Annotated in this window: 14 protein-coding genes; 9 read left to right on the top strand and 5 right to left on the bottom strand. The window is 29.0% G+C overall.

Going from position 1 to position 18,101, the window contains the following annotated elements:
- Positions 1-78 precede the first annotated feature (78 nt).
- The 5 genes from A7L45_RS04045 to A7L45_RS04065 all read left to right on the top strand — a co-directional run bounded on the left by A7L45_RS04045 (position 79) and on the right by A7L45_RS04065 (position 9,704).
- Positions 79-1,293 carry a restriction endonuclease subunit S gene (locus A7L45_RS04045; protein ID WP_084647346.1) on the top strand — a complete coding sequence of 405 codons (1,215 nt, stop codon included), beginning with the start codon at positions 79-81 and terminating at the stop codon, positions 1,291-1,293.
- 80 nt (positions 1,294-1,373) lie between these two features.
- Positions 1,374-4,481 carry a type I restriction endonuclease subunit R gene (locus tag A7L45_RS04050; protein ID WP_071611572.1) on the top strand — a complete coding sequence of 1,036 codons (3,108 nt, stop codon included), beginning with the start codon at positions 1,374-1,376 and terminating at the stop codon, positions 4,479-4,481.
- Between the two features lie 9 nt (positions 4,482-4,490).
- Complete coding sequence (locus A7L45_RS04055) at positions 4,491-5,213, top strand: M48 family metallopeptidase (protein ID WP_071611573.1); 723 nt, start codon at positions 4,491-4,493, stop codon at positions 5,211-5,213.
- Between the two features lie 563 nt (positions 5,214-5,776).
- On the top strand, positions 5,777-6,697 hold the full coding sequence (locus A7L45_RS04060; RefSeq protein ID WP_071611574.1) for a DUF5655 domain-containing protein: 921 nt from the start codon (positions 5,777-5,779) through the stop codon (positions 6,695-6,697).
- Between the two features lie 106 nt (positions 6,698-6,803).
- Entirely contained in the window at positions 6,804-9,704 is a 2,901-nt protein-coding gene (locus A7L45_RS04065) for a DEAD/DEAH box helicase (protein ID WP_071611575.1), read from the top strand.
- Positions 9,705-9,716: 12 nt separating this feature from the next.
- Here A7L45_RS04065 and A7L45_RS04070 read toward each other — a convergent pair whose 3' ends face one another.
- Both A7L45_RS04070 and A7L45_RS04075 read right to left on the bottom strand, forming a co-directional pair.
- On the bottom strand, positions 9,717-10,115 hold the full coding sequence (locus A7L45_RS04070) for a (deoxy)nucleoside triphosphate pyrophosphohydrolase (protein ID WP_071611576.1): 399 nt from the start codon (positions 10,113-10,115) through the stop codon (positions 9,717-9,719).
- Between the two features lie 73 nt (positions 10,116-10,188).
- Entirely contained in the window at positions 10,189-11,094 is a 906-nt protein-coding gene (locus A7L45_RS04075; protein ID WP_071611577.1) for a DNA-methyltransferase, read from the bottom strand.
- A 100-nt stretch (positions 11,095-11,194) separates the two neighbouring features.
- Between A7L45_RS04075 and A7L45_RS04080 the strand changes: the two genes are divergently transcribed.
- Together A7L45_RS04080 and A7L45_RS04085 are read left to right on the top strand one after the other, a co-directional pair.
- The gene (locus tag A7L45_RS04080) at positions 11,195-11,980 is read left to right on the top strand and encodes an HNH endonuclease (RefSeq protein WP_071611578.1); all 786 of its coding nucleotides are present in this window, start codon (positions 11,195-11,197) and stop codon (positions 11,978-11,980) included.
- 311 nt (positions 11,981-12,291) lie between these two features.
- A complete protein-coding gene (locus A7L45_RS04085) occupies positions 12,292-12,723 on the top strand; it encodes a helix-turn-helix domain-containing protein (protein WP_071611579.1) in 432 nt (143 codons plus the stop codon).
- 68 nt (positions 12,724-12,791) lie between these two features.
- Here the strand turns inward: A7L45_RS04085 and A7L45_RS04090 are convergent, their stop codons facing one another.
- Positions 12,792-14,153 (bottom strand): homing endonuclease associated repeat-containing protein, encoded by a 1,362-nt coding sequence (locus A7L45_RS04090; RefSeq protein ID WP_071611580.1) that lies wholly within the window; start codon positions 14,151-14,153, stop codon positions 12,792-12,794.
- 297 nt (positions 14,154-14,450) lie between these two features.
- On the opposite strand from A7L45_RS04090, the gene A7L45_RS04095 reads away from it, so the two are divergent.
- Positions 14,451-15,338: an HNH endonuclease gene (locus A7L45_RS04095; protein WP_071611581.1), complete on the top strand. Its 888-nt coding sequence runs from the start codon at positions 14,451-14,453 to the stop codon at positions 15,336-15,338.
- Positions 15,339-15,555: 217 nt separating this feature from the next.
- Here the strand turns inward: A7L45_RS04095 and A7L45_RS04100 are convergent, their stop codons facing one another.
- The gene (locus A7L45_RS04100) at positions 15,556-15,780 is read right to left on the bottom strand and encodes a beta/alpha barrel domain-containing protein (protein ID WP_224616772.1); all 225 of its coding nucleotides are present in this window, start codon (positions 15,778-15,780) and stop codon (positions 15,556-15,558) included.
- A 269-nt stretch (positions 15,781-16,049) separates the two neighbouring features.
- Here A7L45_RS04100 and A7L45_RS04105 point away from each other — a divergent pair, with 269 nt between their 5' ends.
- The gene (locus A7L45_RS04105; protein WP_071611582.1) at positions 16,050-17,141 is read left to right on the top strand and encodes a PfkB family carbohydrate kinase; all 1,092 of its coding nucleotides are present in this window, start codon (positions 16,050-16,052) and stop codon (positions 17,139-17,141) included.
- A gap of 262 nt (positions 17,142-17,403) precedes the next feature.
- Here the strand turns inward: A7L45_RS04105 and A7L45_RS04110 are convergent, their stop codons facing one another.
- Positions 17,404-18,096 carry a phosphoribosylanthranilate isomerase gene (locus A7L45_RS04110; protein WP_071611583.1) on the bottom strand — a complete coding sequence of 231 codons (693 nt, stop codon included), beginning with the start codon at positions 18,094-18,096 and terminating at the stop codon, positions 17,404-17,406.
- Positions 18,097-18,101 lie beyond the last annotated feature (5 nt).

An 18,101-nucleotide genomic window follows, 5' to 3' on the forward strand; every position in this document is an offset into this window, starting at 1 on the left:
AGCGATAAGGAATAAATATGATATTTACACAATTGGAAAAGAAGAGCTTAAAAAAACTGAAGAGTGGTGATAATAACGATGAATAAAGGAATTGCTGAGAGAATTGAAATGATAAAACAATGGAAGATACCTAAAGGATATAAGAAAATTAATGATGTAATAATTCCTATTGATTGGGATAAAAAGAAATTAAAAGATATAATAACCTTGATATCAGGACAACACATAAATGCAAGTGATTATAATGAAGATAAAAATGGGATACCATACCTAACAGGTCCATCAGATTTTGTAGATAAAAAGCCAAATATTACAAGGTATACCTCAAAACCTAAAAGTATGTGTTCAAAGGATGATATTTTAATTACAGTAAAAGGCTCAGGAGTTGGGAAAAGCTTTATTGTGATGAATGAGTACTGTATAGGAAGACAGTTAATGGCCATCCGAGCCCAAGATGAATTGAAAAGTTTAGTATATTATAATTTACAACACAAAGAAGCAAATTATAATAGCGATTCTGCTGGTTTGATTCCTGGTATTACAAGATCCGGTATAGAAAATAGTGATATTTTTATTTCATCAAATAATACTGAAAATAAAAAAATTGGAACGGTTTTATGTGAATTTGATAAAGTTATAACATTGAAACAAAAACTCCTACAAGAAAAACAAAAACAGAAAAAAGGATTAATGGAGAGAATTTTGAGTGGACCTGATAGAGCATGGAAGACAGTAAAACTTGGAACAGTAATGAAAGAACGTAATGAAATTGGATATAATGGCTTAGAATTATTAGCTATTACATCAGCTAATGGAGTGGTTCGAAGAAGAGAAGTTAATATAACAGATAATTCAAGTGAAGATAAGAGCAAGTATAAGAGGATTTTACAAGGTGATATAGGATACAACACTATGAGAATGTGGCAAGGGGTTTCAGGATTATCACAGTATGAAGGCATTGTAAGTCCAGCATATACAGTACTTAAATCAACACAAAAAGTAGATTCTGAGTTTATGTCATATTTATTTAAGTTACCACAAGTTATAAATTTATTTCATAGATATTCTCAAGGATTAGTTAAAGATACTCTAAATTTAAAATATAAAAATTTTAAAGGTATAAATGTCACTATACCTAAAAAACTAGAAAAACAAAAGCAAATAGCTAATATTTTAAGAACAGCAGATAAAGAAATTTACTGGCTGAAAAAGGAATTAGAAACTCTCAAACAACAAAAGAAGGGTCTAATGCAGATTCTCCTAACAGGAATAGTAAGAGTTAAATGTGATTAGACATCTCAAAACAGTTAATAAAATTAATATTAACTGTTTTTAGTTTGTATTATGGGGAATTACGGTGGGGGGGAATGTACATGGATAACAAAGATTTTGATGAAAAGAATATAAGTCAAATTCCAGCTATAGAGGTATTAAAGAATTTAGATTATAAATACATAGATACTAAGGAGGCTAGTAAATTAAGGGGCAATCTTTATAATGTTTTGTTAAGGCCAATATTAAAAAAAAAGTTAAATGAGTTGAACTCATATACTTATAAAGGAAAAGAGTACAAGTTTAGTGAAAAAAATATTAATGAAGCTTCAATGGATATTGATGAATTATTAACAGATGGGTTAGTTAAAACCAATGAAAAAATATTTCAATCTTTAATGTTAGGTAGAAGTTATATTGAAAATTTACAAGATGGTACCAAGCGTAGTTTTACGATGAAGTTTGTTGATTGGGACAAAACAAATAATAACGATTTTTATGTAGTTGAGGAGGTTACTGTTGAAAGTGAGGACGGGAGAAAAAGTCCTAGACTAGATTTAGTCCTATTTATGAATGGTATTCCTTTTGGAGTAATTGAATGTAAGAAATCTTCCATTTTAACAGAGCAGGGAATTAGCCAAATGTTAAGGAATCAATCTAAGGATTACATACCACAACTTTTTAAATTTATACAAATTGTTATGGCTACAAATAAGAATGAAACTAAATATGCTACTTGCAGTACACCTAAGCAGTTTTGGAGTGTTTGGAAAGAGCAAGATGAAAAGTGGCTTAATAGTAAAGTGAAAAAAGTAGTAATTGATAGATTACCTACAAACCAAGATAAGAATATTGTCTCGTTATTTTATCCTGGCAGGGTAATTGAATTAATTAAATACTTCATTTTATTTGATAAGGATATAAAGAAAATATGTAGATATCAACAGTATTTTGCTGTAAAGGAAATAATTAAGACTATTAATAAAAACGATAAAAATGGGAATAGACAATCAGGGTTAATATGGCATACTCAAGGATCAGGTAAGTCATTGACCATGGTTATGGTTGCAAAATATATTTTATCTGAGCTTAAACAATTTAAACCTAGAGTTGTAATTGTTACAGATAGAATTGATCTGGACAAGCAAATTAATAGAACATTTAATCATACAAGGTTAAAAGCTATTAGGGCTGCTACAGGAAAACATTTAATAGATTTGATAGAGAATAATGAAGCAGATATTATTACTACATTAGTTCATAAATTTAATACCGCATCAAAAAAAGAAAAAAAACTTGAGTCGAGAGATATCTTTGTTTTAGTAGATGAATCTCATAGAAGTCAATACAACCAATTAAATATTAAGATGAAAGAAGTGTTTCCTAACGCATGTTATTTAGGGTTTACAGGTACTCCACTTATGAAAAATGATAAAACTCTTGATAAGTTCGGTGGGAAGTTTATTCATAAATATACAATGGTAGATGGGGTTAATGATAAGGCTATAGTACCTCTTTTATATGAAGGAAAAATGGTAGAACAAAGTGTTAATAAGAAAGCTATTGATATGCAATTAGATATAATAACTAGAAATTTAAATGATGATCATAAAGATCAAGTTATGAAAAAATGGAGTTCGTTTGAAAAAGTAGCTTCTAGTGATCAAAGAATAAGTTTGATAGCTTTTGATATTAATGAGCATTTTATAAATAATTACAAATCTAAAGACTTACTTTATACAGCAATGTTTGCAACTAATAGCAAAAAAGATTCCATTAAATATTTAAGAGCTTTTGAAGCTTTAGGTGACTTAAATGTTGGAGTGATTATTTCGGCACCAGATATGAGAGAGGGTTATGACGAAGTTAATAAAAAACCAGATGATTTAATAATTGAATTTTGGAATGAAATGATGGATAAATATGAAAATCCCACGGACTATGAGGAGACTTTAAAAGACGAATTCGATCATGGAGAGTTAGATTTATTAATCGTTGTAGATAAACTTTTAACTGGGTTTGATGCCCCAAGGGCCGCTGTTTTATATATAGATAAGGAAATGAAGGACCATACATTGCTTCAAGCAATTGCAAGAATCAACCGTCTATATAAAGATAAAGAATATGGATATATAGTAGATTATAGGGGCTTAATTAAAAAGCTAGATGATGCTATGGAGATGTATTCAGGTGCAGGACTTGAAAGCTTTGAAGGGAAATATTTAAAAGGAGCCGTACATAATGTTATTATGATTATTGGTGACATTAGACAATATTATACAGAGCTTGTTAATTTCTTTAGCATAATTAAAAATAAAGATGATGTCGAGGAATATGAAATATATTTAGCAGATAAAAAAGTAAGAGAAGATTTTTATAATATACTATGCAACTTTGGTAGAAATATTGCTATAGCATTGGAATCAGAAAAAATTTATAATGCTTTAGGTAAAGAAGAAATAGAGAAATATAAGTCTGCTTTTAAGTTTTATCAAAAATTAAGGGAATCAGTAAAACACAGATATTCAGATAGTATTGATGCTAAAGAATATGAAGCTAGAATGCAAAAATTAATTGATAATTATATAGCAGCAGAAGGTATGATGATAATTACAAATCCTGTTGATATATTAGACAAGGAAGCCTTTGAGGAAGAGGTAGAAAGAATTACAAATCCAAGGTCTAAAGCAGATACTATTAGAACAAGACTTAGCAAGAGCATATCAGAAAAATATGATGAAAATCCAGCATATTATCAGAGGTTTTCTGATAGAATCCAAAAAGTTTTGGAAGAATATAAAAATAGGCGAATATCTGAGGCATCAGATTTAGATTATTTAACTAAAATTGAGGATATAATGAAAAACTATAGAGCGAAGAAAGATGATACTTATTATCCAGATTCAATAAAAAACAATGAAAATGCTCAGGCATTTTATGGAGAAGTTAATAACGTTATCAAAGAAAGTAAAGCTTCCTATACCACTAAAGAAGATGAAATAGGTGTTTTGGCTTTAGAAATTGATTATGTAATAAAAGAAAATTGTAAAGTTGATTGGCATGATAATATAGATGTACACAATAAAATAGCTCAAGAAATTGATGATATTTTATATGATTATACTAGTAAAAGCAACTTAGATATTCCTTTTGAAGATATAGACAAGATAATCGAAAAGGTAAAGAATGTAGCACTAAAAAGGTATTAGGTGATAAAAATGAACATATATGAAGTAAAATATGGGGCAGATAAAATTGCATTTAGCATAAAACGAAAGAAAGTTAAAAACATAAATTTAAATATTAGGATTACAGGAGAAGTTATTGTAACTGCTAGGGAGGAAGTACCAATAGAATTCATAGTGGCATTTGTTGAAAGAAAGGCTAACTGGATTACTAAACAAACCAAGTATTTTAAATATCATGAGCCGGAAAGTACAGCTAAAAAAGAAATGGTTAGTGGAGAAACAATAAAATACTTAGGAAGGCAATATAGACTAAAAGTTTTAGAGAGTACTAATGAGTGTGTTAAATACTTTAGAGGATATATTTATCTATATGTCAAAGATAAGAGTAAGTACAGACGTAAGGAGATATTATTAAACAACTGGTTTGATTTTAAATGTAGAAAAATATTTATGAGTAGTTACGATAAAACATATAAAATAGTCGAAAAATATGAGATACCTAATGTTCAGATTAATATTAGAAAGATGAAATCAAGATGGGGATCATGTATTTTAGAAAAACAAATTATAATTTTGAATAGAGAACTTATAAAAGCACCTAAGTATTGTATTGAATATGTTATTTTACATGAATTAATTCATATGAAATACAGGAACCATAATAAGGACTTTTATGATTTTCTATATACTTTAATGCCAGACTGGAAAGAAAGAAAAAGGATATTAGATGAAGAAATTGTGATGGATTTATAGTAAGTGCATACTTTTTGACCTAGTAAAAGCTAAAAGTTTTAGTGATTTACTAGGTGCAAGTAAATCAATGATAAAAATCTAATTATTTTTTGAAAAAGAGTTATGGGTATGAACCATTAGATAAAAATGAATACTATATAGTTTGACTCGAAACCAGGCTAGTGGTTATACCATTCCACAGATTTTATTTTTTCACCAATAATAGGGACTCTAGCAAACTTGCTAGAGTCCCTATTGGCATGTTAGCAACAACGAATAATCAGTTCTTAAAGAGGTCGCACTTTTTATAAAGATTAATAGCAAAACATTTAATCTTTATTGATATAATAATGATGGCGTAATAAGAGTAATTATCGATATTTGCACCAGCAGTAAAAGTAAAAAGGGAATGATCATTAAATCTCGAATACTTATATAATAACAAGTATATTTGGGTGTATAAGCTAAAATGTTAAAAATATTTGAATAGATTAGATTTAAAATTTTAAAGAAATTTATAAAAGGTAAATGCAGTAACTTTTAATTGGAAAGCGAAGAGTTTTATAAGTAAAGGGGTAATGGTTATGTTTTTATATAAAATAGATGGGAATAACTTAGAGGAAATAAAGGAAAATACTTTTTCAAAGGAAGTGGAACTTCATAAGTTATGTGAAAATAATTTAGAAAATATATTTGGGTTAAGGTTTGTTAAGAGGGAATTTTCTTTTAATAACTTTAGGCTTGATACTTTAGCATTTAATGAGAGCAGTAAGTCTTTTGTAATTATTGAGTATAAGAATACTAGTAACTTTAGTGTTATAGATCAAGGCTATTCGTATCTTTCTTTAATGCTTAATAATAAGGCTGATTTTATACTTGAGTATAATGAAAACTGTAATAGCACATTAAAGAGAGACGATGTGGACTGGTCACAATCAAGGGTTATATTTGTATCTCCAGCCTTTAATAATTATCAAAAGGAGGCTATTAATTTTAAAGACTTACCTTTTGAGTTATGGGAAGTAAAGAGATTTACTAATGATACAATGTATTTTAATCTAATTAAATCATCAAAAGGTAGTGAATCTATAAAGACAATAGCTACAAGCGGTAGTGAAGTTGATATTGTAAATACAGAAGTTAAAGTATATACAGAAGAACAGCACTTAAATAACTCTAGTGAAGAAATTATTGAGTTATATGGAAAAATAAAAGATTTTATACTATCATTAGATGCCACTATTGATATAAAAGCTAAAAAATTAGAATTAGGTTTTATATATAATAAGAAAGTAATGCTAGATATACATTTACAAAAAAAAGCCTTGAAAATTTGGTTAAATACAAAAGCAGGTACGTTAGATGATCCTAGAAATATTGCAAGAGATGTTTCAAATACTGGACATTGGGGAAATGGCGATTATCAGATACAAATAAGTAATGACGAGGATATCGAGTACATATTTAGTTTGATTAAGCAGTTATATAAATCGAAGAATAAATGAGTTCAGACTGAAGGTTTAGAGTATGTGTATAAGTGGTGATAATTTAGAAATATAAATTAAATTATGTTAAATAAAATTAGCTACATATTAAATTACGGGGGATAAGATGAATTCAATATTTAACAAGATAGATATTAAAGAGGAACAGCAGATTAATTTTGTAGATGTTAAACATAAAGAAATAGAAAACACCGAATTTCTAGTAAATAATAAACTAATAGTGAATTCAGAAAAAGGAAATTTATTAGATGAACTTAAGATATGCTTAAGCGACTGTGAGAAGTTTTATTTTAGTGTGGCGTTTATTAATTTTAGTGGACTTCAACTTTTATTAGATAGCTTTAAGGAACTTGAGGAAAAAGGTGTGAAGGGTAAGATATTAACATCTACATATCTTAATTTTACTGAACCAAAGGCACTTGAGAGGATAAACAAGTTTAAAAATATTGATTTAAAGGTTTTTGTGGCTACGAATGAGATGGGATTTCATACTAAGGCTTATATTTTTGAAAACAAAGATGAGTATAAAATAATTATAGGATCCTCTAATATAACTCAAAGAGCTTTAAAGCGTAATGTGGAGTGGAATGTTAAAGTTATTTCTAAAAAAGATGACAGTTTTACCCGTGAGGTTTTAGAGGAGTATTTAAGTTTATGGGAATCAACTTCTATTGTTGATGATGAGTTTATTAACAGCTACAGTAACTTTTTAAAGGAACTTAAAAAAAGTCAACAAAATAACAACTTAGACTTTAGTAACTATCAATTAATTAAGCCTAACTATATGCAGCAGAAAGCTATGGATAATTTATATAGATTAAGAGCTGCTGGCGAAGATAAAGCTTTGGTTATTGCAGCCACCGGCACAGGTAAAACTTATATGTCAGCATTTGATGCTATTAGCTATAAACCTAAAAAGTTACTTTTCTTGGCTCATAGGGAAGAGATATTAAGAAGTGCAGAAAAAACATTTAAGGAGTTAGTTAAAAACAAAGATATTACAACGGGACTTTTAGCCGGTACAAGCAAGGATTTAGATGCGGATTATTTATTTTCAACTATACAATCGATGAATAATAATCTTGGAAATTTTAAGAGTGATGAGTTTGAATATATGATTATTGATGAGGCTCACCATGCTTCTAGTTCGTCTTATGAAAGGGTTATGGAGTATTTCAAACCTAAGTTTTTACTTGGCATGACTGCAACACCAGAAAGATGTGATAACGGAAACATATTTGATATTTTCGATAATAATGTGGCTTTAGAATTAAGACTTAGGGAAGCTTTAAAGCTAGAACTCGTTATTCCATTTCATTATTTTGGAATATCAGATATAGAGGGTATTGATCTTAGCGGAGTAAATACGCAGGACATTAATGAAATAACTAAAAGATTAAAGGTTAATGAGAGAGTTGATTTCATAATAGATAAGATGGAATTTTACGGATATGATGGGGAGAAACGTAAAGGAGTAGGTTTTTGTGCCAGTATTGATCATGCACAGTATATGGCAGCTGAATTTAACAAAAGAGGAATTAAAAGCGTATGCTTAAGTGCAGATAATTCTGTTGATGAGAGACAATATTATATAAAAAAATTAGAAGCAGATGAGGAAGAATTAGAAGTTATATTCACTGTAGACATATTTAATGAAGGCGTGGATATTCCATCTATTAATTTAGTATTAATGCTTAGACCAACTAATTCGCCTATAATTTTCATACAACAGCTTGGTCGTGGACTTAGAACTCATAAAGAAAAATCCTTTTTAACTGTATTAGATTTTATAGGTAATCATAAAAAAGTATTTCTAATTGCCATAGCATTAAATGGTGCAAGATATTATGATAAAGATAGTTTAAAGGTAGCTGTAGCAACTCAGTTTGGTAATATACCTGGATGCACAAATATACAGATGGATAGAATCGCTCAGGAGAGAATATTAGAACAGTTAACTGAAGAAAATTTTAATTCCATGAGATATTTAAAGGAAGAATATTTAGAGTTTAAGATGATGAACAGTGGAAAAACTCCATATTTACTTATGGATTATATAAAGTATGATGGAGCACCTGATCCTTTAAGATTTTTAAGTAAGGAAAAAACTTATATTGGGTTTGTAGCTAAGATGGAGAATGATGATGTTTTAAAAAAGTTATTGGAAGAGGAAGTTTTTCTTAAAATACTTAAAGAATTATCAGCAAAGTTGCCTATAAAACGAGTTTATGAATATAGCATAATTAAATATTTGTTAAGCAATGAAAAAATAAGTTTAATGCAAGCTAAGAATGAGATATTAAAGTATATTGATGGTGTAGATGATGACAGTATTAAACATGCATTCCAGTGTTTAAATCAAAACTATTATGATTCAGCTCAGGTTAAAAATAATGTTAAACGTTTTGAGCTTAATGGTGATCTTTTAAGTAGTACATGGGAATTTAAGACGGTGGTACACAATGAAAAATATAGAATATATATTGAAGATGTTATAAATTATGCTCTTATAAGATATGAAAAAGAGTTTGAAAGTAAGTATTATGGAGTGCCATTTTTTAAGTTATATGAGCAGTATCAAATGATAGATGCAGCGTTACTTTCTAATTATACTAAAATTCATAGTTCTTTTAGAGGAAGTGGACTTATAACAAATGGAAATGAATATTTTATTTTTGTAGATCTACATAAGGAAGAAGACATTAAGGAAAGTATAAATTATAAAGATAAGTTTATAGATAGCAAATACTTTCAATGGCAAAGTCCAAATAGCACGTCTCAAAGTTCAGAAAGAGGTAAAAATATCATTTTTAATAAAGAAAGAGGAATTAATCTACATATTTTTGTGAGGAAATATAAGCAAATTGATGGAGCCTCTGAACCTTATATTTATATAGGTAAGGGTGATGTGATAGAGTATGAAGGAGAAAAGCCTATAACGGTTAAGATAAAGTTAAAGAATGAAATGCCAACAGATAAATATATAGAATTCATAAAAAAGGTATAGCAAATTATTTTGCTATACCTTTTCTGTTGCAAGCTGTTTTGCAGCCTTCACATCTGCTGGAGCCCAGTTTAGTGAAAGTAAATTTTCTCTATGTAACCATATCAATTTTGAATGCTCATTTGCAGTAGGCGTCCCAGCTGTTATGCGGCACTTAATAGTAATTAAATTTACTATAAATTTATCATATTCAAAAGTATTATCATTAAATATATCTATAAATTCAACATCGCAATGGAGCTCTTCTTTTATTTCTCTTTCAATAGCTTCTTTTAAAGTTTCACCACTTTCTACTTTACCACCAGGAAACTCCCACATGTTTGGAAGGGACATTATTGGTGAGCGAAGGGCACATAGGATTTCATTATTATCATTTTCAATAATAGCTGCTACAACTTTTATTAGTTTCTTCATATAAAACACCTCTTATTAAGTTTAGCATAAAAGGGGTGAATGTAAAAGTTAGTGGTTATAATAGAACGGTTAGTTAATGTTTTTTATCAAACAATGATATCTGATAGTTATTATCTATTCGTTCGGTAAGCTTATTAAAAGTATTTTTATCATATTCGCATCCAATAACATTTCTGTTTTCGTTTAAACCTTCAATAAGGGTTGTACCGCTACCGGCAAAAGGATCTAGTATAGTGTCACCTTTCACTGTTGAAATACTAAATGCATATTTAGGTAGTGATGCAGGGAAAACAGCTTGATGATTTTTTTTCTTATATCCCATGTTATTTCCATAGAATCCGATATAGGAGGAAAAATAGTTTGGTCTTCCATTTTTTGTAATTTTATTTGTTACACCACAATTTGGACATTTGTAATTTCTAGAATTTTTAATAAATTTACTTATATCCAACTTTGGACTACCTTTTGCAAATAGAAGGATATATTCCCATCCATCCCAAAGATAGTATTGGCTGGCATTAGGGGCAAGTGGTACAGGATTTTCTTTTATCCATATTATTGTGTCCCTATGCACAAAACCAGCTTTTTCTGCAAATTCAATAACTTTTCCGCTAATATCAATAGTTTTTTTATCCATTCTCAATTTGTTTATGTTTATAAACATAAACTTATCATTCCTTAGAACTCTGTAGCATCCATTAAAAACTGCTTCTAGTTCTAAGTAATAATCCTCAATTTTCTTACAATTACCGATTTCATTTTTAGTTGCATCTAATTTAGTAAACTTTTTAATTGTATAGTTTGCCTTATTTCCAATGTTAGTTCCTTTTTTACTGTAATTTCTTTTTTGAAAATATGGTGGGCTAGTAATAATGCAATCGACGCTATTTTTGCAAACAGTTTCACTAAGTACCTTTCTACAATCTTCATTATAGATTGACCAAGTATTGCCTTTGTAATTTCCTTCTCTAAATATCATTTAAGTCTATCCTTAAAATTAGTCTTACTTAATAATATTTTTATGGTGCTTTGGATATACTACTATTTATAAAAACATTCGCAAATTATAGGGAGCGAAAATGAAAAACTTACTGTTAATTCAAAGAGAAAAATTAGAAAAACTTAATTATATAAGAAAAGCTGAACCTGAATCTGACTATTGGGCTGACTTTTCATACAAACTAGTTAAAAAATATCTTAATTGCTTTGACGATTGCTTTAATTTGATAATCATAGGGGATAAAAATATTGAAAAAGATTTTTACATAATTCCATTTAAATATATTTCAGACATTTTTATAGAAGAATTTTTATCTGCTGACAAAAAAAACAAGAGAGTTCGTTGGGTGTGTAAAATAAAAAACAACAAGTTTATGCTAAACAAGTGTTGTGAAAATAGGGATGTAGCTATTTTTTATGGAAATACAAATTATCTAACAGAAGCGAAAAATATATCATATGAAGAGATAACACATAAAGCATTAGTAAATATAAGACAGAAACAAGGTTTATTCAGAAAAAAAGTACTGAAGAATTTTAATGGTAAATGTTGTTTGACTGGAATTAGAGAAAAAGATTTAATTATAGCTAGCCACATTATTCCATGGTCCGACCGAGTGGATACAAGACTTGATCCAGGTAATGGACTTTGTTTTTCAGTTTTATATGATAAATTATTTGATAAAGGCTTTATTTCTTTGGATGATAAGTACAAAATTCTTATACCGTCTAATTTAGAAAATATCAGTCCTGAATTAATAGATATATTGTTTGAGATAAAAGATAAGCAAATTTCATGCCCTAAGGAGTATCCTATAAAAAAGGAATATTTGATATATCATAGGAAGAATATTTTTAAAGGATAACACATATTTAGAAATTGATTTTAAGGCAGATCAGTTTGTATTATGTTAGATACTAATTAGATTATTGTAGTATTTTAAATTGCTATATGTGGATATAATGTAATGTAATTATTAGGCTATTAGGATAAAAAAATTAAGAAAATGAATTTATTAAGGACATTACAGTTTATTTTTAATTGTGGCCAATGAAATCATTATTTAATGTGTATTATATTTAATTAAGGATATCAGATATATTAATAAGCATCGAGTAGATAAGTGAATGTTTGGCCATAATTATAAATAAAGCTATGATTATGGAGGAATTTATTTTGAATACTTTTGGAGAAAGATTTAAGAGCATAAGATTGTCTAAGAAATTAACTCAGCATCAAATTGCTAATGAATTTAATAGGATATATGGATATGCATTTACGAAAACAACTATTAGCCAATACGAGAATAATAAAAGAGTACCAGAGATGAATGCTATTAGGAATTTCGTAAAATACTTTAATGTTTCATTAGATTATTTGTTGTGTAATGATATCCATGTTGTTAAGGAATTAGGTCAAAAGTACAATATGCTTAATGATTCTGAATTTATTGAGCTAGAAAAAATAGCAACATTAATAAAGAATTTAGCAGAAGACGGTAAAATACTTCTTAATAATATAGAAATAAATGCTAAGCAAAGGCAAATATTAATAAATGGTATTGATGTTATTTATGGTTTAGTAAAAAGAGAAACAAAGATGGAATGATAAAATAATACACACCTAATTTGTGGACAAGTATACTATTTTATCATAATATTGTTGATAAAATGACTTTAAATATTAGAGTTAGTATCTATGAGATTTTCTAAATGTATTATTAAATTTTCATAAGTACCAAAATTATTACAGACCCAGTGGTAGCTCGGAAGGGCATTCTTAGCGCCAAACTCACTAATTACTGGCATGCGATTGTATAATGTTTTAAATTCTATTATTGAATCTAGTCTTGAGTTAACTCTGAGGTCGATAGATGAATTTTTTAAGTGAGTATAATCAAGTCCAATTGCGGTAATACAATTTTCAATACTACCCCAATATTTATAATAAACTTTTTGAGTAAAAGTAGTATTAGGGGGACGTAGTTCTCGCCATTTTGGCAACCTCCCAAGTTTATTAATAAGATTCATTAAATCATCCTTAGCTATTTTTTCATCAAAGGGTAAATTAGCAAAAGTATTTATAGTTAATTCGGATGCAATTAATGCATTATTAAAGGTTCCAAACAAATGTGTTATAGCTGATGAGGAGGGGTAATCTGGGTTGCCTAAAAAGTCTCTAGTAAAGGGAACTCTACCATTTTTAAGATGAAATTCCTTTAGCTTTTTAATTATATAGTCTTTTTTATGATCCTTATATGTGTCATTAAAGTCTTTATATACTAGATGAAGGTTCTTGATATCATAACATAATTTATGATAACCTAGTTCTGATAATTTCAAAATAATTTCATCAGCAAAAACATATTTCAGATTCGGTAAGTTTAATCCGGGCCTGTTATTTTTGTTTAAGCACCAATATTCTACTGATGCACCTTTAGCAGTAGCTTTTTTATATTGTTTTACCTTGTGTTTGCATGCGTAATTAGAAGTAGCCGCATCAATTACTTTATGCTTAAGTGGGATATAAATATCTGGTTTAAAATCTAAACCAAATCCGCAATATTGAAATAGACAGTCGCCTTCCAGAATTGACGCTGATATCTCAACAAGATACTGCCATGCAGACCAGAAATCTCTATAATCCAGAGGAGATACACCTGCCAAGCTCAAGATATCATTCCAACTAGACACTAAAGTATCTGGTTTATAATAAACAAAGTGCCTATAATATGTTTTGAAATGGGGATATTTATCATTATTATCAAAGTCGCAGGTTGTTGGTGCGCGTTTAAATTCATTAAAGAAATCCTTTATAATTTGTAGTAATTCCTCATCACTTACAGTTGAATATTTCTTGGATTTATAAGGGAGCATCACTCTGCCTTCTTTAGAGGCTTTTCTTTCTTTATTTCTTCTATTTAAATATTTATTACATTCTTTACAGTATTTTTGATGCCCATCCCTAGAAGATTTATTTAAATTAAACTGTTGTAGTTCCTTGGTTTCTTTGCAGTGTCTACATTGTTTATAATCCATAGTAACCTCAGTCCTTTTTTATTAATACTTTAAGGTTAGTATTTGCAGTTTGTTGTTTAGTATACGTAAATATGGTACTTATAAATATAAGTTTACTTTTGCGTTAACATAATAAATATGATACCTTTGGAGCCTAGGTTATGGTTCCGTATGGAGATGAAGAGAAGTTTAAGGGACATGACTTTTACAATAGCGTGATGGTTATACAAATGTAAATTTACAAATTAAATAATATGACTATTTTTACAAAGAAATGCTATAAGCAAGGTTGCTAGGTATATAGAGGAGATGAATGTAGTGAGGAATGATATTAAAAATTGGGTATTTTCTTGCGATATGATGAGCTATAATGTAATATCAGCTTTTAAAGAGTTAAATGAAGTAGACTGGGGAACAGATAAAAATGTGATGAAAGGTGATTATGTATATATTTATTTAGTGGCACCTATTAAAAAAATTATTTTAAAGACAAAAGTAGTTATAGACAATATAGGTGAAAATGAATTTATAGATGATAGTAAGTTTATGCTTAAAGAAATTACTAAAAGCGAAAAAACCAAATATATAAGGTTAAAATTGATAAAAAGTTTTTCAGATAATATAAGCAATATGTTAACGTATGAGATACTGAGACAAAATGGGTTAAATGGTCCAATACAAGGCCCTCTTATTTTAAATAATAATAAAATTTTATGGAGCTATATAGATAAAATTGAAAATAAACAAAAGGTAGATGAGATTGATAAAAAAGAGGTTGAAAAAATAATCGAATTAGATAAAATTTTATCAAGAACACTTGGAGTTACAGAAAAAGATGCACTTATCAAAATAAGAATAGGACAAGGATTGTTTAAGAAAAAGCTAGAAATGATTGAATGTCAATGCAAAATTTGTGGCCTAAAAAGTAAAAAATTATTAATTGCAAGTCATATAAAACCCTGGAAAGATTGCAATGATAATGAAAGATTAGATGATAACAATGGTTTTTTATTATGTCCTAATCATGACGCATTATTTGATAAGGGATATATATGTTTTGGAGATGATGGTAAAATTATAATCTCTAAATTGATTGAGAAAAATTGCTACAAATTATTAAATATTAGTAGCAGTGATCAAATTGCGCTTACAGATAAAAATAAAGGTTATTTAAAATGGCATAGAGACAAAATATTTAAAAGATAGGGTCAAATTTAAGAAATAAAATTGGCTTGTCGAAAATAGATAAGCCAATAAACTTTTCCCTAATTATTAAAGTATTCATTTATCTTAGTGGAGGATACTTTATTTTATTTTGCATACAGTGCACCTCCATTATAGTTCAACCTTGAAAAATAAACTATAATCCTACCATTACATACCATTTAAAGAATAAAATTGTTATTTGTATCTATTGCTGTGGCTACACATATCTGTTCATTATTAAATGGTATTTATCAGGTTTTATTCTGTTTGCAATAAAAATCATTTCATCAGGGTCCGTATTCAGCATGATAGCTACACATTTGACACCACGTCTTTTCGCATCAGTGAAGATACGGTCTACAACATCAAACGGAACACGATGAGCAGGTACGCCACCGCTCTGCATAGGTACCAGCCCAATATGGTCTGCACCAGCATTCATAGTTGCAACACTTTCATTGTAGTTTAATAAAGAATAGATTTGGTTTTTTATATTTATCTCCTAGCGTAATAATTTTTGGTTTTAAGGTATCACATGAATTATACCATAGAACTCTTAAAAACAACTAATGTTTACTGCGATAAACATAGGTTTATTAAATTCATTGACTTTGATTATTAATTTGTTTATAATAAATTATATTAATGTCTAAACACTTAATTGTTAGTTATTTTACAATTAATATTATTTATAATGAAATGGAGAATGATATGACAGAACGTGAGTTAGAAATTTTAAAAATAATTAAACAGAATCCATTGATTTCCCAATATGAACTTGCAGATATTCTTGGGATTACTCGCTCTGGGGCTGCTGCTCATATTCATAATTTAACAAAGAAAGGCTACATAAAAGGAAAGGGATACGTTTTAAGTGAGCCTAGATTTATCACAGTAGTTGGTGGGGTAAATATAGATACGATTGGGACGTCAAGGAGTAAACTAATAAGTGATAATTCAAATCCTGGCAAAATAATTCATTTACTCGGAGGCGCAGGAAGAAATATTGCACTCGCTCTAACAAAATTGGAAGTTTCTAATTATTTTATCTCAGTATTTGGCGATGATTTAAATGGAAGAAAATTTTTAGATGATGCTAAAGAAAATAATATGGACATTCAATATTGTGAGAAAATTAAAGGAGAAGCTACATCATCATTCATATCCATTAATGATTCAGCTGGAAATAGAATAGTTGGCATTGATGACATGGATATATATCATAACATGACACCAGTGTTTATTGAAAAAAACTTAGACAGAATTAATCATTCAGACTATTGCATTATTGACACAAATCTTCCGAAGGATGTAATAGAATATATCTATGACAAAGTAACAACTCCTCTTGTCGTTAAAACAGTATCTTTGAATAAAAGCTACCGACTAATTAACAATATACAAAAAATAGAAATTTTAATAATCACACCAAAAGAGCTATCACAATTAGTTTCTGAATTAAATGAGACTTATAAAAACATTAATAATGCAATTGACCTCTTACTAAATAAAGGTGTTAAAAATGTTCTCGTTTTTTCAGTAAGTAAAGGTCTGTTTTTTAAAAATCAAAGCATAGAATATAAATGGAATATTAAACCGAATTTAATTGTAAATACAAACGGAGCAAGTGCAACTCTAACTGGTACTTTGATTTGGGGACTTCAAAATAATATGAACTGGGAAGAAGCTTTAAAATATGCTTATGTTGCAGCCATTAGTAGTATGGAAACACAAACTCCGGTAAATCCGAATTTATCCGAAGAATTATTAATGAAAAAAAAGAAATTTCTTTTTCCTAATTAAAATTATGATATTATTTTTCATAAAAAGACCTTATCTCAACACAAGATAAGGTCTTTTATTAAAAGAATAATCCTACAATAGTGGCTGTCAACAAAGAGGCGACAAAAAGGCTAATTCCGATATAATAAAGAAGGCATCCTACTCCTCCTGCAAATAAACGGATTCCTAAAGCATCACTTGTAAAAATATGAGGGTATAAGTAACTTCCAATAGATATAAAGACTCCATAAGAAATTAAATATAAAAAAGTTCCAACATTATTTTATAACCCTAATTCCTCAGCAATCTTATCTGCTCTTTCACAAAACTCTTTTACTTTTGGAATGTCTTTTTCCATTACACCATCATTGTATTTATGGCTTGTTTTAGTTAAAGAGTCTACGCCATAAGGTTTTACCTGTTTGATACATTCTTCTACATTATCCGGTCCTAAACCTCCTGCAATAATTACCGGTATATTTACAGAGCTTACAATCTCTGCATCAATGTCCCAATCGTGGGTCATACCACTTGCCCCGATACCTGTATCTGCTGCAAGTCCTGAATCTGTTAAGATATAATCACAAAATTTTGCATATTCCTTTGCACGGTCTACAGCTTCATGTCCGTCCACAAGAACAGCCTGCATCAATTTAACACCTGGGCATTCTTTACGTAATCTTTCAGCAAATGCTGCATTAGCTGTAAATTTCATGCCTGCAATATGCAGAATATCCGGTTTTACTCTGTTTGTAATGAAAATCATTTCATCAGGGTCTGTATTCAGCATGATGGCTATGCATTTGACACCACGTTGTTTCGCCTCATTGAAGATACGATCCACAACATCAAATGGAACACGATGAGCTGGTACCCCACCGCTCTGCATAGGTACTAGGCCAATATGGTCTGCACCAGCATCCATAGTTGCAACACTTTCATTGTAGTTTATTAAAGAATATATTTGCTTTTTCATATTTT

Source organism: Clostridium estertheticum subsp. estertheticum (assembly GCF_001877035.1).
Classification (GTDB): Bacteria; Bacillota; Clostridia; order Clostridiales; family Clostridiaceae; genus Clostridium_AD; species Clostridium_AD estertheticum.